Annotated in this window: 17 protein-coding genes; 13 read left to right on the forward strand and 4 right to left on the reverse strand. The window is 65.3% G+C overall.

All coding sequences use genetic code 11. From position 1 onward, the window contains the following. Positions 1-13: 13 nt before the first annotated feature. Both ppc and glgA read right to left on the reverse strand, forming a co-directional pair. The gene (ppc, locus tag LQ956_RS11650; protein ID WP_238630071.1) at positions 14-2,854 is read right to left on the reverse strand and encodes a phosphoenolpyruvate carboxylase; all 2,841 of its coding nucleotides are present in this window, start codon (positions 2,852-2,854) and stop codon (positions 14-16) included. Then, positions 2,854-4,305 carry a glycogen synthase GlgA gene (glgA, locus tag LQ956_RS11655; RefSeq protein WP_238630051.1) on the reverse strand — a complete coding sequence of 484 codons (1,452 nt, stop codon included), beginning with the start codon at positions 4,303-4,305 and terminating at the stop codon, positions 2,854-2,856. Before glgA ends, ppc begins: the two co-directional genes overlap by 1 nt. Before the next feature lie 191 nt (positions 4,306-4,496). Between glgA and pgi the strand changes: the two genes are divergently transcribed. Beyond that, positions 4,497-6,146 carry a glucose-6-phosphate isomerase gene (gene pgi, locus LQ956_RS11660; protein ID WP_238621570.1) on the forward strand — a complete coding sequence of 550 codons (1,650 nt, stop codon included), beginning with the start codon at positions 4,497-4,499 and terminating at the stop codon, positions 6,144-6,146. Positions 6,147-6,153: 7 nt separating this feature from the next. On the opposite strand, the gene LQ956_RS11665 is transcribed toward pgi, so the two are convergent. Further along, the gene (locus LQ956_RS11665; protein WP_238621569.1) at positions 6,154-7,650 is read right to left on the reverse strand and encodes an SLC13 family permease; all 1,497 of its coding nucleotides are present in this window, start codon (positions 7,648-7,650) and stop codon (positions 6,154-6,156) included. A 208-nt stretch (positions 7,651-7,858) separates the two neighbouring features. Between LQ956_RS11665 and fbp the strand changes: the two genes are divergently transcribed. After that, on the forward strand, positions 7,859-8,884 hold the full coding sequence (gene fbp, locus LQ956_RS11670) for a class 1 fructose-bisphosphatase (RefSeq protein ID WP_238621568.1): 1,026 nt from the start codon (positions 7,859-7,861) through the stop codon (positions 8,882-8,884). 94 nt (positions 8,885-8,978) lie between these two features. On the opposite strand, the gene queG is transcribed toward fbp, so the two are convergent. Next, positions 8,979-10,043 carry a tRNA epoxyqueuosine(34) reductase QueG gene (gene queG / locus LQ956_RS11675; RefSeq protein WP_238621567.1) on the reverse strand — a complete coding sequence of 355 codons (1,065 nt, stop codon included), beginning with the start codon at positions 10,041-10,043 and terminating at the stop codon, positions 8,979-8,981. A 52-nt stretch (positions 10,044-10,095) separates the two neighbouring features. Between queG and LQ956_RS11680 the strand changes: the two genes are divergently transcribed. From LQ956_RS11680 to LQ956_RS11730, 11 genes are all read left to right on the forward strand, one after another. Beyond that, positions 10,096-11,580 carry an NAD(P)H-hydrate dehydratase gene (locus LQ956_RS11680; protein ID WP_238630052.1) on the forward strand — a complete coding sequence of 495 codons (1,485 nt, stop codon included), beginning with the start codon at positions 10,096-10,098 and terminating at the stop codon, positions 11,578-11,580. Then, positions 11,577-12,038, forward strand: a complete 462-nt coding sequence (tsaE, locus tag LQ956_RS11685; RefSeq protein WP_238621565.1) for a tRNA (adenosine(37)-N6)-threonylcarbamoyltransferase complex ATPase subunit type 1 TsaE — start codon at positions 11,577-11,579, stop codon at positions 12,036-12,038. The genes LQ956_RS11680 and tsaE overlap by 4 nt, the downstream gene beginning before the upstream one ends. A gap of 108 nt (positions 12,039-12,146) precedes the next feature. Continuing rightward, the gene (locus tag LQ956_RS11690) at positions 12,147-13,505 is read left to right on the forward strand and encodes an N-acetylmuramoyl-L-alanine amidase (protein ID WP_238630053.1); all 1,359 of its coding nucleotides are present in this window, start codon (positions 12,147-12,149) and stop codon (positions 13,503-13,505) included. A gap of 5 nt (positions 13,506-13,510) precedes the next feature. Beyond that, on the forward strand, positions 13,511-15,370 hold the full coding sequence (gene mutL, locus LQ956_RS11695; protein ID WP_238621563.1) for a DNA mismatch repair endonuclease MutL: 1,860 nt from the start codon (positions 13,511-13,513) through the stop codon (positions 15,368-15,370). A 1-nt stretch (position 15,371) separates the two neighbouring features. Then, complete coding sequence (gene miaA, locus LQ956_RS11700) at positions 15,372-16,316, forward strand: tRNA (adenosine(37)-N6)-dimethylallyltransferase MiaA (RefSeq protein ID WP_238621562.1); 945 nt, start codon at positions 15,372-15,374, stop codon at positions 16,314-16,316. Positions 16,317-16,476: 160 nt separating this feature from the next. Continuing rightward, entirely contained in the window at positions 16,477-16,725 is a 249-nt protein-coding gene (hfq, locus tag LQ956_RS11705; RefSeq protein ID WP_238621561.1) for an RNA chaperone Hfq, read from the forward strand. Between the two features lie 74 nt (positions 16,726-16,799). Continuing rightward, positions 16,800-18,083 (forward strand): ribosome rescue GTPase HflX, encoded by a 1,284-nt coding sequence (gene hflX, locus LQ956_RS11710; protein WP_238621560.1) that lies wholly within the window; start codon positions 16,800-16,802, stop codon positions 18,081-18,083. A gap of 83 nt (positions 18,084-18,166) precedes the next feature. Continuing rightward, entirely contained in the window at positions 18,167-19,345 is a 1,179-nt protein-coding gene (gene hflK, locus LQ956_RS11715) for an FtsH protease activity modulator HflK (protein WP_238621559.1), read from the forward strand. Further along, positions 19,345-20,223, forward strand: coding sequence for a protease modulator HflC (gene hflC / locus LQ956_RS11720; RefSeq protein WP_238621558.1), 879 nt, complete (start codon positions 19,345-19,347; stop codon positions 20,221-20,223). Before hflK ends, hflC begins: the two co-directional genes overlap by 1 nt. 124 nt (positions 20,224-20,347) lie before the next feature. Then, positions 20,348-20,536, forward strand: coding sequence for a DUF2065 domain-containing protein (locus LQ956_RS11725; RefSeq protein ID WP_238621557.1), 189 nt, complete (start codon positions 20,348-20,350; stop codon positions 20,534-20,536). Positions 20,537-20,636: 100 nt separating this feature from the next. Then, on the forward strand, positions 20,637-21,821 hold the full coding sequence (locus LQ956_RS11730) for an ATP phosphoribosyltransferase regulatory subunit (protein WP_238621556.1): 1,185 nt from the start codon (positions 20,637-20,639) through the stop codon (positions 21,819-21,821). The last annotated feature ends 2 nt before the right edge of the window (positions 21,822-21,823 follow it).

Here is a 21,823-nt window from a genome sequence, read left to right on the forward strand (position 1 = left end):
ATTCTTCCTTTTGTCAGCCGGTGTTGCGCATGCCCGCGGCAATGGCATTGATGGAGCGCAGCAGGGGTGAGAGCCACGGGTCATCCGCTGCGCCGGTCCCGGTTCCCTGCAGGGCCCGGTGTCGCCGCAGCAAGGTGATCTGGATGTGATTGAGCGGGTCCAGATAGGGATTTCTGCGCATCAGGGACAGGGCCAGCACCGGGTTGTCATCCAGTAGGGTGCCCTTGCCGGACACGATCAGCACCTCCTCCACGGTGCGAAGGTATTCTTCTCGTATGAGTCCGAATACCCGTTCCGCCAGGGCCCTGTCGTGACACAGTCGCGCGTATTCTCCCGCAATGTCCATGTCCGCCTTGGCCAGGGACATCTGGCTGTTGGAGAGCAGTGCGCGGAAGAAGGGCCATTCCTGGTACATCTGCCGCAGTTGTTCCAGGCGCTGGGGGTCATCGTTTCGCCACTGCCGCAGGGCGGTGCCCAACCCGTACCAGGCGGGTACGGTATGGCGTGACTGGGCCCAGCCGAATACCCAGGGGATGGCACGGATGGAGCTTTTGGAGCGGTCAGCCGTGCGGCGGTGGGAGGGGCGGGAGCCGATGTTGAGTTGGCCGATCTCTTCTACGGGGGTGGCTTCGTAGAAATAGTCCAGCACCCCGCGGGTGCGGTCCGTCAGGGTGCGATAGGCCTTTTCCCCTTGCTGGGCCAGGGTATCCATGACCTCAAGATGGGCCGTCTGGTCCTCGTTACCCAGACCGATCAGTCCTGCACTGGCCTTGATCAGGCCCGTGGCGCCCATGCTCAGCTCGTAGACCGCCGTTTCCGTGTTGCTGTACTTGTAGGAGAGCACCTCCCCTTGCTCGGTGAACTTGATCCGGCCCTGCACCGTGCCCGGCGGTTGGGCCAGGATGGACTCATGGGTGGAGCCGCCGCCACGCCCGATGGTGCCGCCCCGGCCATGGAAGAGCTGGCACTGCACCTCATGGGCGGCGGTGATGGCGATGATCTGATGCTGGGCCTGGTAAAGATTCCAGGCAGAGGCGAGGATGCCGCCGTCCTTGCAGGAGTCCGAGTAGCCCAGCATGACCTCCTGGAGATTGCCGGAGACCCGCAGTAATTCCCGGTAGGTGGCGTTGCCCAGCAGTTGTTGCAGCACCGCCTCCACATGCCGAAGGTCCTCAATGGTTTCAAACAGGGGCGCGATCCGGATGTGACAGAAGGAGTCGCCCTGCTCGGTCCAGCCGCACAGCCCGGCCAGCCGGGCCAGGAACATCACTTCCATGACGTGGGAGGCTGCGTGGGTCATGGAGATCACATAGGTGCCGATGCCCTCGGGACCCACCTCCCTGCGCAGGCGCGCCATGACGTGAAACACCTCCAGGGTCTCCCGGGTGGCCGCGGAGAGGGTCTTGTGGGAGAGTGTCGGCAGGTCCTTCCGGTCCAGCAGTGCCGCCAGTTGCTGCAGGCGGCTGGACTCGTCCTGTTGCTCATGATCGATGTCGGGCGCCCACTGGGCCAGGATTTCCGTCACTGCTGCGGTATGCACGGTGGACTCCTGACGGATATCCAGGTGATGCAGGTGAAAGCCGAAGGTTTCCACCAGGCGGATCAGGTCGGTCAGTTCTCCCCGGGCCACATTGCCGTCGCCATGGCTGATCAGGGAGTCGCGCATCAGGTAAAGGTCCTGCAGCAGGGCCTCGCTGGTGCCATAGGCCGCATGGGTGGGCAAGATCGCCGCCTCGCCGTCGAGGCGGCGCCGTACCGTATCGAGGGTCTCGCGGAGCCGGTAGCGGATGATGTAGAGCTTGCGCCGATAGGGTTCCGATTCCATCTTGTCCGGCAGATCTTTGAACACCGCCCTGGAGATATTCTCGTCATCCTTGAGGCTTTGCAGGAAGGCCTCGGTGGGCCGACACATGAGCAGGGAATGGGTCAGCACGAAACGCAGGGTGTGAACCCGGTGCAAGTACTCGGATAGTACCTGCTCCATGGCCAGGCGACTGGCCATCTCGGTGATGACCGGAGTGACGTAGGGGTTGCCGTCCCGGTCCCCCCCGATCCAGGAACCAAAGCGCAGGAAGCTGGGTACCCTGATGAGAGGGTCGCCGTCCTCGTTGCTACCGTAGCTGCGCCGGATGGCCTTTTCCATCAATCGGTAGGTTTGCGGCACGGCGGCGAACAGGCTTTCCACGTAATAGAACAACCCGTACTTGATCTCGTCCTGCACCTGGGGCTTTTTCACCCGGACCTCGTTGGTGCGCCATAGGATCTGGATTTGCACCTCCAGTCGGCGGGTCAGTTCTTCCCGCTCTTCCCGTCCCAGGCGAGGCATGTCCAGGCGTTCCGCCGCCAGGAAGATGCGCCGCAGGGCCTCCATTACCGTGCGCCGGCGGGCCTCGGTGGGATGCGCCGTGAATACCGGCATGTATCCCAGTTGGTCGAGCAGGGTCTCCAGCGTCTTGGGGGGGATGCCCCGGGCATGGAATGCCCGGATGGTCTGGTCGAAGGAACCCAGCCACAGTGGCCCCCCCTCGGTGACCTGGCGGCGCCGTTCCCGGTGCAGATATTCCTCCTCGGCCAGATTGACCAGGCTGAAATAGATGCTGAAGGCCCGGATGATGGTCTCCAGGCTTTTCGGGTCCAGGGCGTCGATGTAGCGCATCAGGCGTTCCCGTTTGTCCGGGTTGTCCTTCTTGCGCAACGCCACGAAGCCCTTGCGCAGGGTTTCCACCGCCTGCAGCACCGCTTCCCCTTCCAGGCGCCGGATGATGTTGCCCAGCAGATTGCCGAACAGTTTGACCCGGGCCCGCAGATCCCGGTCCTTGGGGACCAGGAGGCGGGACGTATCCTTGGTGCGCATCATCGGTTCACCAGTCGCTTGTAGAGATCCTGATAGGCCTGGGCACTGCGTTCCCAGCTGAACTCCTGACGCATGCCGTGTGCCATGAGTCCGGTCCAGGTGACCCGGTCCTGGTACAGGGCCAGGCCACGGTGGATGGCTTCGCCCAGGGCTTCGGTGGTGGGGGCGTCGAACACCAGGCCGGTGGCCGAGCCTTCGGCCAGATGCCGGGCGTCGGCGTCGATCACCGTGTCCGCCAGCCCGCCGGTGCGCCGGACCACCGGCAGGGTACCGTAGCGCAGGCTGTAGAGCTGGTTCAGGCCACAGGGCTCGAACCGGGAGGGCATCAGGAACAGATCGGCGCCGGCCTCGATCTGATGGGCCAGGGCCTCGTTGTAACCCACATGCAGGCCCATGGCCCCGGGGTGGCGGGTGGCCATGGCCCGTGCCCGGGACTCCAGGGTGCGGTCGCCGCTACCCAGGATGACCAGTTGGGCCTGACCGGTGGCCACCAGGGGCTCGCAAGCAGCCAGGATCAGGTCTACCCCCTTCTGCGCCACCATGCGTCCCACATGGCCCAGGATCGGTATGTCCGGGTTCACTTCCAGGCCGAACTGGGCCTGCAGGGCGGCCTTGCATTCGGCCTTGCCCTGCGGTTGTTCGACGTTGTAGCGCCGGGCAAGATGGTGATCCCCCGCCGGGTCCCAGTGCCGGTAATCGGCACCATTGAGGATGCCGGTCAGATCCTGGGCGCGGGCATTGAGCAGGCCGTCCAGGCCATGGCCGAACTGGGCGGTACGGATCTCCCGAGCGTAGGTGGGGCTGACCGTGGTGAGATGGTCCGCAAAGACCAGTCCGCCCTTGATGAAGGCGAGCTGCCCGTGAAACTCCAGGCCGTACATGCCCCAGAATTCCGGCGGCAGGATCAGGTCCTCATGGGCATGGCGGGGAAACAGGCCCTGGTAGGCCAGGTTGTGGATGGTAAACAGGGTGGCCGGTCGTTCCTCATGCTGGCTCAGCAGGGCCGGTGCCAGGCCGGTCTGCCAGTCGTTGCAGTGCAGGACCTGGGGCTTCCAGCCCAGGCCGGCCTGATCCAGGGCCAGTTTCACGATGGCCCGGGCGAAGATGCCGAAGCGCAGGTGGTTGTCCTGCCAGTCGCGCCCATCGACGGCCCGGTAGGGGTCTCCGGCGCGGTCGAAATGGAGGGGAGAGTCCACCAGATAGAGCTTGACCCGGGTCTTGGGCAGCAATCCTTCGAGTATCCTGACGGGCTGATCGCTGCTGGCCACGGTGAACTCGGCCACCGTTTCCAGCTTGCCGGCGGCCGCACGGGCAGCCGGGTAGGCGGGCAGGATCAGACGGATATCGTGCCGGAGTCGTTTCAGGGCCGGGGGCAGGCTGCCGCAGACGTCCGCCAGTCCGCCGGTCTTGATGAGGGGGTGTGCCTCGCTGGTGGCGAAGAGAATTCGCATAGGCCGATGTCATGTCCGCGCCGCCTGATGACGTCACGGCCATGAAGCGCTCCGTGTTTATGATGTGTGTGGGACCATCATAATAAATAAATGGTCTCGCGTTCGTGAACACAAACCGCTGATCCGGGGCTTGTTGTCCCCGGGCCGGCCTGTATCCTCGAACAGAAATACCGTCATCAACGGAGTGACCCATGAGCCAACCTCTACCCAAAACCCTCGCCTGGCAAGCCCTGGAGGCCCACCATGAGGCCATCCGCGATCTTCACATGCGGGAGCTGTTCACCCAGGATCCCCAGCGTTTTCAGCGCTTCAGCCTGCAGTTCGAAGACATCCTGCTGGACTACTCCAAGAACCGCATCACGCTCGAAACCCGGGAACTGCTGCTGGATCTCGCCCGGACCGCCCAGGTGCCTCAGTGGCGGGATCGCATGTTTGCCGGTGAGCGCATCAACACCACCGAGGACCGGGCGGTATTGCATGTAGCCCTGCGCAACCGCAGTGATCGCCCCCTGTGCGTGGATGGCGAGGACGTGATGCCCCGGGTACGCGAGGTGCTGTCGCACATGGGCGACTTCGTGGCGCGGGTGAGGTCGGGGCAGTGGACGGGGCATACCGGCCGGCCGATCCGGCATGTGGTGAACATCGGCATCGGTGGCTCCGACCTGGGGCCGCTGATGGTTTGCGAGGCCTTGAAACCCTATGGTCATGAGCGCTTGCAGATGCATTTCGTCTCCAACGTGGATGCCACCCACCTGACCCGGACCTTGGCTCAAGTGGACCCGGAAACGGTGCTGTTCGTGATCGCCTCCAAGACCTTCACCACCCAGGAGACGCTGACCAATGCCCATTCGGCCCGGCGCTGGTTCCTGGAGCAGGGGGGGAGTGAAGCGGCCATCGCCCGACATTTCGTGGCCGTGTCCACCAACCGGGAGCAGGTGACCGCCTTCGGCATCGACCCGGCCAACATGTTCGAGTTCTGGGACTGGGTGGGGGGGCGCTATTCCCTGTGGTCGGCCATCGGTCTGTCCATCGCCTTGTCCCTGGGCATGGCGCACTTCGAGGCCCTGCTGGACGGCGCCCACGCCATGGACGAGCATTTTCGTACCGCGCCGCCGGAGGAGAACATGCCCGTCATCCTGGCCCTGCTGGGGGTGTGGTACGTGAATTTCTTCGGTGCCCGCAGCCATGCCATCCTGCCCTATGACCAGTATCTGCACCGGTTCCCCGCCTACTTCCAGCAGGGCGACATGGAGAGCAACGGCAAGTCGGTGGACCGGCAGGGGCGGCGGGTGAGTTGGCACACGGGGCCGGCCATCTGGGGCGAGCCGGGGACCAACGGCCAGCATGCTTTCTATCAACTCATCCACCAGGGGACCCAGCTCATCTCCTGTGATTTTCTGGCCCCCTGCCTGAGCCATCATCCCCTGGGGGATCACCACGCCATCCTGCTGTCCAATTTCTTTGCTCAGACGGAGGCCCTGATGCGGGGCAAGAGCCTGGAGGAGTGTCGCGAGGAAATGCGGGCCGCGGGGATGCCCGAGGCGCAGGTGCAGGCCCTGGCGCCCCATCGGGTGTTCGAGGGCAACCGGCCCACCAATTCCATCCTGTTCAAGCGCTTGACACCCCGTACCCTGGGTTCACTGATTGCCCTCTACGAGCACAAGATCTTTGTCCAGGGTGTGATCTGGAACGTGAACTCCTTCGACCAGTGGGGGGTGGAACTGGGCAAGCAGCTGGCCCGCACCGTGCTTCGGGAGTTGCGTGACCCGGACCCGGTGGCGGGGCATGACGCCTCCACCAACGGACTGATCAACTATTACAAGCGGCTGGCGCGGGAGTAAGCCCGGTTCACGTCCCGGCCAGCAGCGGCATCGCCAGGCCGAATACGGCAGCGATGACCAGGATCAGCGCAATCAGGCTGATGCGCCAGCCCGCCCGAACCATGTCCGGCACCGTGATTCGCTCGCTGCTGAAGACGATGGCATTGGGCGGGGTGGCTACCGGCAGCATGAAGGCACAGGAGGCCGCCAGGGCCACGGGGATGGCCAGCAGCAGGGGGTCGTGGCCCAGGCTGACCGCCAGGGAGGCCGCCAGCGGCAGCAACGTGGCCGCCGTGGCCGTGTTGCTGGTGACGTGACTGAGCAGCATGGCGCTCAGCGCCACGATCCCCACCAAGGTCCAGGTGGGCCAGTTGCTCAGTTGTACCAGGGAGGCGGCGATGTGATCCGACAGACCGCTACCGCCGATAGCCGAACCCAGACTCAGGCCGCCGCCCACCAGGATCAACACCCCCCAGGGCAGCTGGCGGGTGGATTCCCAGTCCAGCAGGAACTGGTGCCGCCGAAAATCCGCCGGTATCAGGAACAGGGCCAGGGCGCCGACGATGGCAATGCCGGGATCGGTGATGGATACCCCGGGGAACAGGGATTCCAGCAGCGGGCGCAAGATCCAGGCCAGGGCCACGGCGACGAAGACGAACAGCACCCGCCGCTCTGCCCGGGTCATCGGCCCCAGCTGCTCCCGCTGCTGGCTGAGCAGTTCACCGATGCCTTCCAGCGGCCTTTGGGATACCGGAAAGGCCCAGCGGCACAGCACCCACCAGCAGGCCACCAGCAGGGTCAGGGCCAGCGGCAGGCCCACCATCATCCACTGGGCAAAGCCGATCTGGTGGTCATAGTTGTCGTTCATGTAGGCGGCGAGCAGGGCGTTGGGCGGGGTGCCGATGAGGGTAGCCATGCCGCCGATGTTGGCGCCGAAGGCGATCCCCAGCAGCAGGGCCAGCCCCACGTTGCGGATCTGCTCCTTTTCCATTCCCCGGTCCTCCAGCAGGATCAGCACCGAGATGCCGATGGGCAGCATCAGGGCGGCGGTGGCGGTATTGCTCACCCACATGCTCAGCCCCGCCGTGGCGACCATGAACCCGGCCACCAGGTGATCCAGCCGCTGTCCGGCCAGGCCCAGGATCAGCAGAGCGATGCGTCGGTGCAGGTTCCAGCGCTGAATGGCCAGGGCGATCATGAACCCCCCCAGGAACAGGAAGATCAGGGGGTTGGCATAGGGCGCCGCCGCCTCGGCGATGGTGCCGGCCCCCAGCAGGGGCAGCACGGCAATGGGCAGCAGGGCGGTGGCCGGGATGGGAATGGCTTCGGTTACCCACCAGATGGCCATCAGTGCGGTGAGGGCCGCCACGGCCCAGGTATTGGCAGCGAGATCCCCGGGCGGCCCCGCCAGCAGCATGCCGAGAAAAACCAGGGGGCCAAGCACCAGCCCCAGCCTGGGACGCCAAAGGGAGGGCGTGGCGGGCTTGGCTGTGGTCGCTGTGCCGGCTTCCGTGGACTGACTCATGGGGGGCTCCATTGGGGTATGACGGCCATACCCGATACCGGGGTGTCGGGTCGGATTGCTGTACCGCAGTATAGACGCTTGTCATGTCATGCCGCTGACCGGTATGCCTGGACGGCGGTGGGCAAGAGGCGGCGGCCCGGGGCCTTGAGGGTCATGGGACGGGACCCATGGTATGCTCTCGCCGATCAAGATTGCTGACGGACAAATCATGACAAGAGCAACCGGCACTTACAACATCACCACCCTCAACGAGTTCATCATTCAGCGTCAGGCGGACTTTCCCTATGCCAAGGGCGAGTTGTCTCGGCTGCTGCATCATGTGGGCGTGGCGGCCAAGGTGGTGAACAAGAAGATCAACAAGGCGGGGTTGGTGGACATCCTGGGCCGGGCCGGGGACGTGAACGTCCAGGGTGAGGATGTGCAGAAGCTGGACCTGTTCGCCAACGATCACTTCATCGCTGCCCTGCGCTCCACCGGCGAGTGCTGTGCCATCGCCTCCGAGGAAGACCAGGAAATCACCATTTTCGATGACGGTCTGTCCCGTGACGGCAAATACGTGTTCTGCATGGACCCACTGGACGGTTCATCCAACATTGACGTGAATGTCTCCGTCGGCACCATCTTTTCCATCTACCATCGCCGTACCGAGCGGGGCACGTCGGCGGATCTGTCGGACTTCCTGCAGCCGGGGACGGAACAGGTGGCGGCCGGTTACGTGATCTACGGTTCCTCCACCATGCTGGTGTACACCACCGGCAAGGGCGTGAACGGCTTCACCCTGGACCCGACCATCGGTGAGTTCTGTCTTTCCCATCCGGACATCCGTACCCCTGAGATCGGCACCATCTACAGCATCAACGAAGGCAACTATGCCCATTTCCCGGCGGGGGTGAAGCAGTTCATCAAGCATTGCCAGGTGGTGGACCCGGACACCCATCGTCCTTATACCTCGCGCTATATCGGTTCCCTGGTCTCGGATGTCCACCGCAATCTCCTCAAGGGCGGGGTGTTCCTGTATCCCTCCACCCGGAAGGCCCCTCAGGGCAAGCTGCGCCTGCTGTACGAGTGCAACCCCATCGCCATGATCGCGGAGCAGGCCGGCGGCAAGGCCAGCGATGGTGCTCGCCGCATCCTGGAGATCCTGCCGGAGGATCTGCACCAGCGGGTGCCGTTCTATGTCGGTTCGCGGCAGATGGTGGATGATGTGGAGCGGTTCTTGGCCGAGACCCGGTAACCGGTGTTCTCTTGATTTCCCCGCGAGAGGGGCAGTGAACCGGCGGACAAAAACCCCCTCTCCTTGCGGGAGATGGGTTGGGGCGAGGGGGGGGTCAGAGAGATCCCTGATCATGCCGGGCCAGGGCCCACCGCACATGCTCCCGCACACAGGCGCCGGGGTGTTCCAGTCGCCGGATCAGGGCTTCCCGGGCCGCCGGTGAAGGCCGGGCATTGCCCAGCCCCACCGCCAGATTGCGCAGCCAGCGCCCATGGCCGATGCGCCGGATCACCGACCCTTCGGTGAGCCGCAGGAAGGTCGGCTCATCCCACTCGAACAGGGTCACCAGGCTGACATCATCCAGGCCGTGCCGGGCACGAAAGTCCGGCTCCGCCGCCACCCCGGCCCGGCGATTCCAGGGGCAGACCAGCTGGCAGTCATCGCAGCCGTAGATCCGGTTGCCCATCAGCGGACGCAGGGGTTCGGGGATGCTGCCGGGGTGCTCGATGGTGAGATAGGAAATACAGCGTCGGGCATCCAGTTCATAGGGGGCGACGATGGCCGCGGTGGGACAGACGTCCAGGCAGGCCCGGCAGCGACCGCAGTGACTGCGTTCAGGGTCGTCCAGGGGCAGGGGCAGGTCGGTATAGAGTTCGCCGAGAAAGTACCAGGAACCGTGGTGGCGGCTGAGCAGATTGGTGTGCTTGCCGATCCAGCCCAGCCCGGCCTTTTCGGCCAGGGCCTTTTCCAGTACGGGGGCGCTGTCGACGAAGGCCCGGTAGCCAAAGGGGCCGATCACCGATTCAATACGCTCGGCCAGGGTCTGCAGGCGCTTGCGCATCACCTTGTGATAGTCCCGCCCCAGGGCATAGCGGGAGATGAAGGCCGCCTCGGGGTCATCAAGCACGGACCAGGCCTCCCGGGTCCGGGGCGGCCGGTAGGTCATCCGCACGGAGATGATGCGCAGGGTGCCCGGTACCAGTTCCCCGGGGCGGGAGCGCCGGGTGCCGTGGCGGGCCATGTAGTCCATCTCGCCGTGGCGCCCCTGGTCCAGCCAGCGCAGCAGGTGGGCCTCGTGGATGGAGAGGTCGGTATCGCAGATGCCGGCCCGGTCAAAGCCCAGTTCCTGCGCCCAGGCCTTGATCCGTTGCACCAGGGTGGGCAGATCAGTGGTGGTCATCCAGGGCTTATACTACGGTTGGAAAGCCCTTTGCCACCGTATCGAGCCTGCCATGTCCGCCGATCTGCCCGTAAGCCTTTACACCGCCGCCCAGGTCAGAGAACTGGACCGTCGAGCCATCGAGGGTCACGGTATTCCCGGTTACACCCTCATGTGTCGGGCCGGCGCCGCCGCCCTGGACCGGCTGCGCCGGCAGTGGCCCAAGGCCCGCACCCTGGCTGTCTGTTGCGGGCCGGGCAACAACGGCGGGGACGGCTACGTGCTGGCTCGCCTGGCCCTGGCGGCCGGTCTGTCGGTCCGGGTGGTGGCGGCCACCGATCCTGTCCGGCTTCATGGCGAGGCCGCCCGGGCCTGGCAGGACTGGCAGGCCTGCGGTCAGCCTCTATCGACGCCGGATGAGGCCCTGGAGGGTGCGGACGTGATCGTGGACGGCTTGCTGGGGACAGGGCTGGTGCGGCCGGTGGAAGGCGACATGGCCCATCTGATCCGGTGCATCAATCAGGCAGGCAAGCCTGTGCTGGCTCTGGACATCCCCTCGGGACTGAACGCGGATACCGGCGCCGTCATGGGGGGTGTCGTGGCAGCCGATCTCACCCTGAGCTTCATCGGCCTCAAGCTGGGGCTCATGACCGGGGCCGGGCCTGCCTGCCGGGGTGCCCTGTTCTTGGATGGACTGGGGGTCCCGGATTCGGTATATCAGGATCTGCCCCCGGTGGCCCGACGGGTGCTTCCAGAACGGCCTCGGGGCTTCCCCCGGCGGCCTCGGGATGCCCATAAGGGCCATTTCGGTCACGTGCTGATGATCGGCGGGGGGCTGGGCATGCCAGGGGCCGTGCGGCTGGCGGGTGAGGCGGCAGCCCGGGTGGGTGCGGGACTGGTGACTCTGGCCACCCACCCTGATCATGCCCGTCTGATCCCTCAGGCGCGACCGGAACTGATGTGCCACGGCATCCAGCGCCCCGGTGATCTGGAAGTCCTGCTGGCCCGGGCCGGCGTGGTCGCCGTGGGGCCGGGGCTGGGGACCGACGACTGGGGGCGGCGTGTATGGGCGCGGCTCAAGGACTGGACCGGCCCCATGGTGGTGGATGCGGATGCCCTTAACCTGCTGGCTGCCGCACCGCATTACCGGGAGCATTGGATCCTGACCCCGCACCCCGGGGAGGCGGGGCGCCTGCTGGGGCGCGCCACGGCGGAGATCCAGGCCGATCGCCCCGGTGCGGCCACGGCCATTTCGGGGCGCTATGGCGGGGTCTGTGTCCTCAAGGGAGCGGGTAGCCTCATCCGTGATGCGTCCGGCTTGAGTCTGTGTGATACCGGCAACCCCGGCATGGCAAGCGGCGGCATGGGGGATGTGCTCACCGGTATCATTGCCGGATTGCTGGCCCAGCAGCTGCCCGTCGGCGGGACCCTGGGAGAGTCGGCGGCCCTGGGGTGCTGGGTCCATGGTGCGGCCGCCGACCGTGCGGCCCGATCCGGTGAGCGGGGGCTGCTGGCTTCCGATCTTCTATGTCATCTGCGCGAGGTCATCAATCCATGATCCTGGAACTGGCGGACGAGGCCGCCACCGAAGCCCTCGGGGCTCGCCTGGCGGCGGCCTGCCCCCGCGAGGGGGTGGTGTTTCTGGAGGGAGAACTGGGGGCGGGCAAGACCACCCTGGTTCGGGGTTTTCTGCGGGGGCTGGGGCACGCGGGTCCGGTCAGGAGCCCCACCTATACCCTGGTGGAGCCCTATGACATCGCCGGTCGTCGTATCCTGCATTTTGATCTCTACCGGCTGGAAGATCCCGAGGAGTTGGAGTACCTGGGGGTTCGGGAGGAACTGGGGGGGCAGGCACTGAATCTGGTGGAGTGGCCGCAGCAAGGGCAGGGTTGGTTGCCGGCCCCCGATCTGTGCCTGTCCCTGACGGCGAGCGGGTCAGGTCGCTGCCTGGTGCTGTCGCCCCGGACGCCCACCGGCACCGAGTGGACCCGGCAAGTACTGGAGAATTCACCCTAAGACAGCTGCGTATCTGGCTAATATTACAGCTCTTTCGGGCTTGCAATTCGCACCTTATCAGCCACACTATAGGAATGAGAGTTTGAATGTTTTCAGGGGGTCGGAACTGTGACCGACGACGGATACCAAGCCAGGCGGCGGCAATTTCTGCGAAGTCTGCTGTTCGCCTCCGGCGCGACGGCGGTCGGTCTGTGGTGGCCTGCCGTCGTGTCGGCGTCCGGTCAGGCGGCAGTGCGGGGACTGCGCACCTCCGTGGACGGCGAGGTGACGCGCCTGGTATTCGAGCTCAGTGGTCCCGTGGACCATGCCGTGTTCACCCTCAGTAACCCGGACCGGGTTGTGCTGGATCTGCGCAAGGCCCGGGCCGCCGTCGACCTGCGCGCCGCCAATCATGCCCAGGGACCTCTGCGCAGTGTGCGCCATGCCCCGCGCAATGAGCAGGACCTGCGGGTGGTGCTCGACCTCAGACATCCCGTCAATCCCCGTACCTTTCTGCTGCGGCCCGCCGACGGGGCCGGCCATCGCTTGGTGATCGACCTGCAGGGTGAGGGCGGTAGCGAACCGGTCGCGACCCAGGCCCCGCGGGAAGTGATTCGTTCCCGGGACGTAATCGTGGCCATTGATGCCGGGCATGGGGGCAAGGATCCGGGGGCCATTGGTCCCGCCGGCACCTATGAGAAGGACGTGGTGCTGGCCATTGCCCGCCGTCTGGAGACACTGGTGCAGCGGGAGCCGGGCATGACACCGGTGATGATCCGCACCGGTGATTATTTCCTGCCTCTGCGTGAACGCATCAACCGGGCGCGACAGCAGCATGCCGATGTCTTCATCTCCATCCATGCCGATGCCGCTCCCAATGCGCAGGTGCAGGGTTCCTCCGTCTACATGCTCTCCGACCGTGGCGCCACCAGCGAGGCCGCGCGCTGGCTGGCCCAGCGGGAAAACGAGGCGGACCGGCGCCTGGGAGCCGTGCCCATCAACGACAAGGACGATGTCCTGGCCTCGGTGCTGCTGGACCTGACCCAGAACGGCACCCTGGAGGCCAGCAAGACCCTGGCCGATACCATGATCGGTGAGCTGCATAGGGTAGGGAAGGTCCGTAGTCCCCGGGTGGAGCGGGCCGGTTTTGCCGTGCTGCGTTCTCCGGATGTCCCCTCCGTGCTGGTGGAGGCGGCCTTCATTTCCAACCCCGCCGAAGAGCGCAAGCTGCGTACGTCTGCCTTCCAGCAGTCCATGGCCGAGGCCCTGCTGGGTGGGCTGCGGGCCTTTTTCGACGGTCACGCCCCCCCGGGCACCTTGCTGGCGGAGCAGCGGCGCGGGCGGCATGTGATCCAGCGCGGCGAGACCCTTTCCGGTATTGCCACCCGCTATCAGGTGCCCGTGTCCCAGCTGCGCACGCACAACAACCTCAGTTCCGATGTCATCCGGGTAGGCCAGGTACTGGAAATTCCCATGCGGGATAGCTGACGCGCGTGCCCATTCAGGAACTCCCTCCCCAGCTTGTCAACCAGATCGCCGCCGGTGAGGTGGTAGAGCGCCCGTCCTCCGTGGTCAAGGAACTGCTGGAGAACAGCTTGGATGCCGGTGCCGGGCGAGTCCAGATCGATGTGGAGCAGGGCGGGATGCGGCGCATCCGCATCCGTGACGACGGCTGCGGCATTCCCCGGCACGAGCTGGCCTTGGCGCTGTCCCGTCATGCGACCAGCAAGATCGCCAGCCTGGAGGATCTGGAGCGGGTGGCCAGCCTGGGATTTCGCGGTGAGGCCCTGCCCAGCATCGCCTCGGTCTCCCGCCTGACCCTGACCTCGGCGGTGGCCGGGGAGGGCAGCGGCTGGCGTTTGCAGGGTGACGGGGGTGATCGCTTTGACGCCCCCGAGCCGGCCCCCCATCCGGTGGGCACGACCATCGACGTCAAGGATCTGTTCTTCAATGTTCCGGCTCGGCGCAAGTTCTTGCGCACCGAGCGCACCGAATTCGGGCACCTGGAAGAAGTGGTGCGTCGGATCGGACTGTCCCGCTTCGATGTGGGCCTGGAGCTGAGTCATAACGGCAAGTCCACGCTTCGGCTACCGGTGGCCTCCAGGCAGGCCGAACGGGATCACCGGGTGGCCCAGGTCTGCGGTCAGGCCTTCATTGAGCAATCGGTTTGCATCGAGCAGGCCGCCGCCGGCCTCAAGTTGGAGGGCTGGATGGGGTTGCCTACCTTTTCCCGCAGCCAGGCGGATCTGCAGTATTTCTATGTCAACGGGCGCATGGTCAGGGACCGGGTGGTGAGCCATGCGGTGCGCCAGGCCTATCAGGACGTGCTCTATCACGGGCGCCATCCGGCCTTCGTGCTCTACCTGACCCTGGACCCGGTGCTGGTGGATGTGAACGCCCATCCGGCCAAACACGAGGTGCGCTTTCGTGAGTCGCGGATGGTGCACGATTTCCTGTTCAGCGGTCTGCACCGGGCCCTGGCCGAATTGCGTCCCGGGGCGGTGCCGGGTGCCGGGCAGCCTGCCAGGAGCGATGGGGGGGCGCCGGCCACAATGCCGGCTCCCGATGCCATCTCGTCCGCGGCACCCGGCTCGCCTCCCTCCGTCGTGCGCCCGTCACCCTCCCGCGTGAGCGCCGGTGGCTTCGGGGGCGGCCCGGTACGCCAGGGCAGCCTGCACCTGCCGGTGGCCGAGTCCATGGCTGTCTATGCCCGCCTGCATCCGGAGCCGGACGCGAGGCAATCCACCGACCCGGAAACGTATCCGGAAGATCACCCCCTGGGATACGCCCTGGCCCAGTTGCAGGGGGTCTATATCCTGTCCCAAACCCGGGACGGGTTGGTGCTGGTGGACATGCATGCAGGGCATGAACGGGTAACCTACGAGCGTCTCAAGCGGGCCTACCGGTCGGAAGGCCTCAAGTCCCAGCCCCTGCTGGTGCCCGAGACCCTGGCCGTGAACCGGGCCGAGGCGGACACCGCCGAGGCCCATCAGGAGGACTTTCGGCGTCTGGGCTTTGAGGTGGACCGGGCCGGACCCGAGCAGCTGCGGTTGCGGGCGGTGCCCAGTCTGCTGTCCGGGGGCGATACGGCCACCCTGGTGCGGGACGTGATCGCCGATCTCAAGGCCCACGGCCTGTCCCGTCGGGTGGAGGAGCAGGTCAACGCACTGCTGGCCACCATGGCCTGTCACGGTTCGGTGCGCGCCAATCGGCGCCTGAGCATCCCGGAGATGAACGCCCTCCTACGGGACATGGAGGCCACCGAGCGCAGCGGCCAGTGCAATCACGGCCGTCCCACCTGGGTCAGCCTGTCCATGGAGCAGCTGGATCGTCTGTTCCTGCGAGGCCGCTGACATGATGGTTGCCTCATCACTCCCACCGGCGATCTTCCTCATGGGGCCGACGGCCACCGGCAAGACCGATCTCGCCATCCGTTTGTGCGAGTCACTGCCCCTGGAGATCGTCAGCGTGGACTCGGCGCTGATCTACCGGGGCATGGACGTGGGCACGGCCAAGCCGGGCGCCGATGTACTTGCGCGGGTGCCCCATCATCTGGTGGATATCCTGGACCCGGCCCAGGCCTATTCCGCCGCCCGGTTCCGGGATGATGCCCTGGCGCTGATGGCAGACATCGCAGCAAGGGGGCGGGTGCCCCTGCTGGTGGGGGGGACCATGCTCTATTTCCGGGCCCTGGACTTCGGCCTGGATACCCTGCCGGAGGCAGATCCCGCCATCCGGTCCGGGATCGACGCCCTGGCGCTGAGTCAGGGCTGGGAGGCGGTGCATCGCGAACTGGGCCGGGTTGACCCGGTATCGGCGGCCCGTATCCATCCCAACGACCCCCAGCGACTGCAGCGGGCCCTGGAGGTCTACCGTATCACCGGCGCCCCCTTGTCCTCGTTCCATGGCGGCCCTCGATGCTCGCAGCTACCGTGGCGGGTACTGCGCCTGGCCCTGATGCCGCCGGATCGTATCCGGTTGAGGGAACGGATTGCCCTTCGCTTCCGTCAAATGCTCAGGCAGGGGCTGGTGGACGAGGTCAGTGCCCTGCGGGAGCGGGGTGACCTGAGTGTGGACCTGCCTTCCATGCGGGCCGTGGGCTACCGCCAGGTCTGGGAGTATCTGGAGGGCCGGATCGATCATGACGCCATGGTCACCCAGGCGATCACCGCCACCCGTCAGCTGGCGAAGCGGCAGATGACCTGGCTGCGAAGCTACCCTGACGTGGAGGTGTTTGATCCGGAGCGTGCGGACCCCGCCGGGGTGCTGGGTCGGGTGAAGGCGCATCTGACGCCCTGAAGGACCTCCGCGAGCCGATCCATGCCTGTTTCGGAACGGGATCGGCGTGGGATTTTTGACTCAGGCGGTATGCTAGACTCAGGCCATCCGACAAGGGGCGGGGTTCATCATGCCCCCTTGCCGACACACAATAATGATGACTATTACCCGGGAGCAGACCATGTCAAAAGGGCAGACGCTACAAGAACCCTTTCTCAATACCCTTCGCAAGGAACGCATTCCGGTCTCCATCTACCTGGTCAACGGCATCAAGCTGCAGGGACAGATCGATTCTTTTGACCAATTCGTGGTATTGCTCAAGAACAGCGTGAGTCAGATGGTCTACAAGCACGCCATTTCCACCATCGTGCCGTCCCGTCCGGTCAAGCTGTCCACGGGGGATGAGGGCGACCAGGACGACCATCACTGATTCCGCCGCCCATCCTTCTCCGAAGAGGAGAGGGATGGGTGCTCGACTTATCGGTACGGAGGTTTTAACCCCACTTGTTCGAAAGACCCCGCAGTGGCGAGCGCGCCATTTTGGTCCATGTGGACCTCCCCGCGCAGGACGGTGATGACGACTGCACCGAATTCAAGGAACTGGCTCGCTCCGCCGGTGCTGATCCGATGGCCTTGGTCACCGGCACCCGCAAGGCGCCCGACTCCCGCTATTTCATCGGCAGCGGCAAGGCGGAAGAGGTCCGGGATCTGGTAGTGGCCCATGGCGCGGAACTGGTCATCTTTGACCACAGCCTGTCGCCAAGCCAGGAACGTAACCTGGAAAGACTGTTCCAGTGCCGGGTGCTTGACCGTTCCGGCCTGATCCTGGACATCTTTGCCCAGCGTGCCCGCTCCCACGAGGGCAAGCTGCAGGTGGAGTTGGCCCAGCTGCGCCACATGTCCACCCGGCTGGTGCGGGGCTGGACTCACCTGGAGCGTCAGAAGGGCGGTATCGGCCTGCGCGGTCCCGGTGAGACCCAGTTGGAAACGGACCGCCGGCTTCTGGGCGTTCGCATCAAACAGATCCAGAAACGGCTGGAAAAGGTGGAGCAGCAGCGGGAGCAGGGCAGGCAGTCGCGCAGGCGGGCGGAGATCCCCACCGTTTCCCTGGTGGGCTACACCAACGCCGGCAAGTCCACCCTGTTCAATCGCCTGACCCAGGCCGGGGTCTATGCCGCCGACCAGCTGTTTGCCACCCTGGATCCGACCTTGCGGCGGGTGAATCTGCCCTCGCAGCAGCGCATCATTCTCGCGGATACGGTGGGCTTCGTGCGCCATCTGCCCCATGACCTGGTGGCGGCTTTTCGCGCCACCCTCACCGAAACCCGGGAGGCGGCACTGCTGGTGCACGTGGTGGATGCCCATGCTGTCGAGCGGGACATCTACCTGCAGCAGGTGGATGAGGTACTGGAGGAGATCGGCGCCAGGGATGTTCCTCAGGTGCTGGTGTTCAACAAGATCGATCTCATTCCCGGCGCCGAGCCGCGCATTGAGCCGGGTGCCCTCGGCGTTCCCACCCGGGCCTGGGTCTCGGCCGAGACCGGGGCGGGGGTGGATGCGCTGCTGCAGTGGTTGGGGGATTACTTCGCCGAGTCCATCGTCCAGGGGTGGTTGGAACTGCCGCCCCAGGCCGGACGGGAGCGGGCGGGCCTTTATGCCCTGGAGGCGGTGGAGGCGGAAGAGGTGAGCGAAACCGGCGGGCTGCGCCTGAAGGTCAGGCTGCCGCGGCGGCGCCTGGAGGAACTTTTTCGGGGGGGCGGGTTCACACCGACACTACTGGATGACTAGAATGGACGGTTTGTACGCCTGATATACGGGCCTTTCCTGTTATCATCAGTCGCTTGATCGCGTTTTATTAACGGAGTCAGCTCATGCCCTGGAACGAACCAGGAAACAACAGCAAAGACCCCTGGGGTGGTGGCGGCGGCGGTGGCAACCGCGGCGGCGGCAACCAGGGGCCACCGGATCTGGATGAGGTCCTGAAAAAACTGTCCAACAAGCTGGGCGCCGTCTTCGGCGGTGGTGGTGGTGACGGCGGCAACGGTGGCGGCATGGGCAAGCACGCCTCGGCCGGCATCAGTTTGGCCGCCATCCTGGCGCTGGTGATCTGGCTGGCCTCCGGCTTTTACATCGTCAGTGAAGGTGAGCGGGGCGTGGTGCTGCGCTTTGGCGCTTTCCAGTCCGTGGCCACCCCGGGTCCCAACTGGCATCTGCCCTATCCCGTCGAGCGGGTTCAGATCGTCGACATCGACAGCATCCGTTCCATCCAGCACCGGGCTCTGATGCTCACCAGTGATGAAAACATCATCGATGTGGACATCGCCGTCCAGTACCGCGTGATGGACCCGGAGCGTTTCCTGTTCAATGTGCGCAACCCGGACTCCACCGCCCGTCAGGTGATGGAATCCGCCATTCGTGAGCGCATCGGCAAGAGCACCCTGGAGTTCATCCTGGGCGCCGGTCGTGGTGAGGTGGCTTCTTCCGCCCGCGTCGTCATCCAGGAGGCCCTGGACAGCTACGGCGTCGGCATCGCCGTGACCGCCGTGAGCATGCAGCAGGCCCAGCCGCCGGAGCCGGTACAGGAGGCCTTTGCCGACGCCATCCGCGCCCGCGAGGACGAAGTGCGCTTCCGTAACGAGGCCGAGGCCTATGCCAACACCGTGCTCCCCCGGGCCCGCGGCGAGGCGGCCCGCCTGATGGAACAGGCCATGGCCTATCGGGATCAGGTGCTGGCCCAGGCCGAAGGTGACGCATCCCGCTTCACGCAGCTGTTGACCGAGTACCAGCGGGCGCCGGAAGTGACCCGTGAGCGTCTCTTCATCGAGACCACCGAGGTGGTGCTCGGATCCGCCAGCAAGGTGTTCGTGGACGTGAAGGGCGGCAACAACCTCCTGTTCCTGCCTCTGGACAAGATCATGGGTGGCGATGGCCAGGCCCTGCGGGATGCCCGCGCGGCCAGCTCCACGCCGTCCACCCTCTCCACCCGTCCCGCGCCGCTGCAGCCCCTGAATCAGCAGCGGCCTGATCCCCGTTCCCGGGAGGTGCGTTGATGTTTAGGATCGCAGCGATTGGTTTAGCCGTTGCGGCCTTGGTCGTGTGGCTGTCCACCTTCACCGTGGATGAGAGAGAACGCGTGATCGTGTTCAGTCTGGGGGAAATCAAGCGTACGGATCTGGATCCGGGGCTGCATTTCAAGTTTCCCATCGTCAACAACGTGCGCAAGTTCGATGCCAGGATCATGACCCTGGACATCCCGCCGGATCGGTTCCTCACCAGCGAAGCCAAGAACGTCATCGTCGACTTCTATGCCAAGTGGCGCATCGACGACGTGGGTCAATTCTTCCGCGCCACCCGCGGTGACGAACGCAACGCTCAGGACCGCATGGCCCAGATCCTGCGGGACGGCATGCGTAACGAGTTCGCCAAGTACACCCTGGATCAGGTGGTGTCCGGCGACCGTATCACCATCATGGGGGCTGTGCGTCAGCAGGCCCTGGATACCGCCAGTGAACTGGGGGTATCCCTGGTGGATGTGCGTATCCGTCGCATGGACCTGCCCGACGAGGTGAGTGAGTCGGTGTTCAGCCGTATGCGCGCCGAGCGTGAGCGTATCGCCCAGGATTTCCGCGCCCGCGGTCAGGAGCAGTCGGAGCGCATCCGCGCGGATGCGGACCGTCAGCGCACGGTGATCATCGCCAACGCCTACCGGGAAGCGGAGCAGATCCGCGGTGAAGGGGATGCCACCTCCGCGGCGGTCTATGCCCAGGCCTATGGGCAGGATGCGGAGTTCTTCTCCTTCTATCGCAGCCTGCTGGCCTATCGCAACACCATGGTGGGCAAGGACAACTTCTATGTCCTGGAACCGGATTCGGAGTTCTTCCGTTACTTCCAGGACCCCATGGGCATGCGTAGTACTCGGGAGAACTGATCCCGTTTCTTACGAAGTATCGACATCGGCGGCCCCCGTGGCCGCCGTTTGCCGTCCGGCAACCCGCGTCACATCCTTACCGGCCCCCTGGCGGGGCTGATCATCGCGAGGTCTTTCCCTCATTATGTGGTCCGATCTGCTGACGGCACTGGCCTTGCTCATGATCATCGAAGGCCTGTTGCCCTTCCTCAACCCCGCCGGCTTTCGCCGGGGTCTGTTGCAGGTGGCCGAGTTGCCCGACAGTGCGTTGCGGGGGATCGGTCTGTTCAGCCTGTTGATCGGTGCCCTGGCCCTGTGGTGGGTTCGGGCATGAAACCGCATTTTTCGTGATGCCGGCCGGCTCGGGTTATAATGCCTCGCATTTGGCCTTTTGCCATTCACCATCCCGACGCCAATCCAAGCGACCCGTTGACATGACTGATTCCAACCGCTGGCTTCTGCCGGAAGGTATCGAGGAGGCCCTGCCGCCACTGGCAGAGCGCCTGGAGACCTGCCGTCGCCGCATCCTTGACCTCCATCACGGCTGGGGCTACGAGCTGGTGATGCCACCCTTCGTGGAGTATCTGGAGTCCCTGCTCACGGGCACCGGCCACGGTCTGGACCTGCAGACCTTCAAGCTCACCGACCAGCTTAACGGTCGCCTCATGGGTGTGCGTGCGGACATGACGCCCCAGGTGGCCAGGATCGATGCCCATCGTCTGAAGCGCGAGGGGGTCACCCGCCTGTGCTATGTGGGCACCGTGCTCCATACTCGTCCCGATGGCTTCGCCGGTTCCCGCAGCCTGCTGCAGTTGGGGGCCGAGCTGTACGGCCATGCCGGTCTGGCCAGCGATGTGGAGATCCTGCGCCTGATGCTGGAGACCTTGGCGGTCTGTGAGGTGGACACCCCTTGCGTGGACTTGGGGCATGTGGGCATCTTCCGTAGCCTGGCTGCCGACGCGGGGCTGGACCCGGAGCAGGAGACCCGCCTGTTCGATCTGTTGCAGCGCAAGGCGCTGCCGGAGATCCGGGACTGCCTGAATCAGCTCCCGATCGGCGTGGATCAGCGTCGGCGCCTGGGCGCCCTGGCGGATCTGAACGGCGACCGGGACACTCTGGACTGTGCCCGTGCCGAGCTGGCCGGTGCCGACGATGCGGTGATGATCGCCCTGGACACGCTGGAACACCTGGCGCGGGCGATGCGGGCCTCCCATCCGGGTGTGACTTTGCATGTGGATCTGGCAGAGTTGCGGGGTTATCACTATCACACCGGCCTGGTCTTTGCCGCCTATCTGCCCGGCAATGGCCAGGAGGTGGCCCGCGGCGGTCGCTATGACGACATCGGGCGCGTCTTCGGGCGTGCCCGTCCCGCCACCGGTTTCAGCGCCGATCTTAAGACCCTGGTACGCCTGTCCCGGTGCCCGGAAAGTGCCGCGCCGGGAGGCATCCTGGCACCGGCGGACCCGGACCTGGACTTGGTCGACACCATCGGCGACCTGCGTCGCCGGGGGGAGCGGGTGATCCAGGGCTTGGATGGGCAGGATAACGATGCAGTGGCCCTGGGCTGTGACCGGGTGCTGGTCAAGACAAACAATCAGTGGACAGTGGTGGACGCTTGAAC

The sequence above is a fragment of the Ectothiorhodospira lacustris genome (assembly GCF_022227845.1).
GTDB classification, from domain to species: domain Bacteria; phylum Pseudomonadota; class Gammaproteobacteria; order Ectothiorhodospirales; family Ectothiorhodospiraceae; genus Ectothiorhodospira; species Ectothiorhodospira lacustris.

What these genes read in the sequence shown, in the direction of transcription:
- ppc (WP_238630071.1), bottom strand. Translation starts at nt 2,854, where the DNA reads ATGCGCACCAAGGATACGTCCCGCCTCCTGGTCCCCAAGGACCGGGAT.
- glgA (WP_238630051.1), bottom strand. Translation starts at nt 4,305, where the DNA reads ATGCGAATTCTCTTCGCCACCAGCGAGGCACACCCCCTCATCAAGACC.
- pgi (WP_238621570.1), top strand. Translation starts at nt 4,497, where the DNA reads ATGAGCCAACCTCTACCCAAAACCCTCGCCTGGCAAGCCCTGGAGGCC.
- LQ956_RS11665 (WP_238621569.1), bottom strand. Translation starts at nt 7,650, where the DNA reads ATGAGTCAGTCCACGGAAGCCGGCACAGCGACCACAGCCAAGCCCGCC.
- fbp (WP_238621568.1), top strand. Translation starts at nt 7,859, where the DNA reads ATGACAAGAGCAACCGGCACTTACAACATCACCACCCTCAACGAGTTC.
- queG (WP_238621567.1), bottom strand. Translation starts at nt 10,043, where the DNA reads ATGACCACCACTGATCTGCCCACCCTGGTGCAACGGATCAAGGCCTGG.
- LQ956_RS11680 (WP_238630052.1), top strand. Translation starts at nt 10,096, where the DNA reads ATGTCCGCCGATCTGCCCGTAAGCCTTTACACCGCCGCCCAGGTCAGA.
- tsaE (WP_238621565.1), top strand. Translation starts at nt 11,577, where the DNA reads ATGATCCTGGAACTGGCGGACGAGGCCGCCACCGAAGCCCTCGGGGCT.
- miaA (WP_238621562.1), top strand. Translation starts at nt 15,372, where the DNA reads ATGATGGTTGCCTCATCACTCCCACCGGCGATCTTCCTCATGGGGCCG.
- hfq (WP_238621561.1), top strand. Translation starts at nt 16,477, where the DNA reads ATGTCAAAAGGGCAGACGCTACAAGAACCCTTTCTCAATACCCTTCGC.
- hflK (WP_238621559.1), top strand. Translation starts at nt 18,167, where the DNA reads ATGCCCTGGAACGAACCAGGAAACAACAGCAAAGACCCCTGGGGTGGT.
- hflC (WP_238621558.1), top strand. Translation starts at nt 19,345, where the DNA reads ATGTTTAGGATCGCAGCGATTGGTTTAGCCGTTGCGGCCTTGGTCGTG.
- LQ956_RS11725 (WP_238621557.1), top strand. Translation starts at nt 20,348, where the DNA reads ATGTGGTCCGATCTGCTGACGGCACTGGCCTTGCTCATGATCATCGAA.
- LQ956_RS11730 (WP_238621556.1), top strand. Translation starts at nt 20,637, where the DNA reads ATGACTGATTCCAACCGCTGGCTTCTGCCGGAAGGTATCGAGGAGGCC.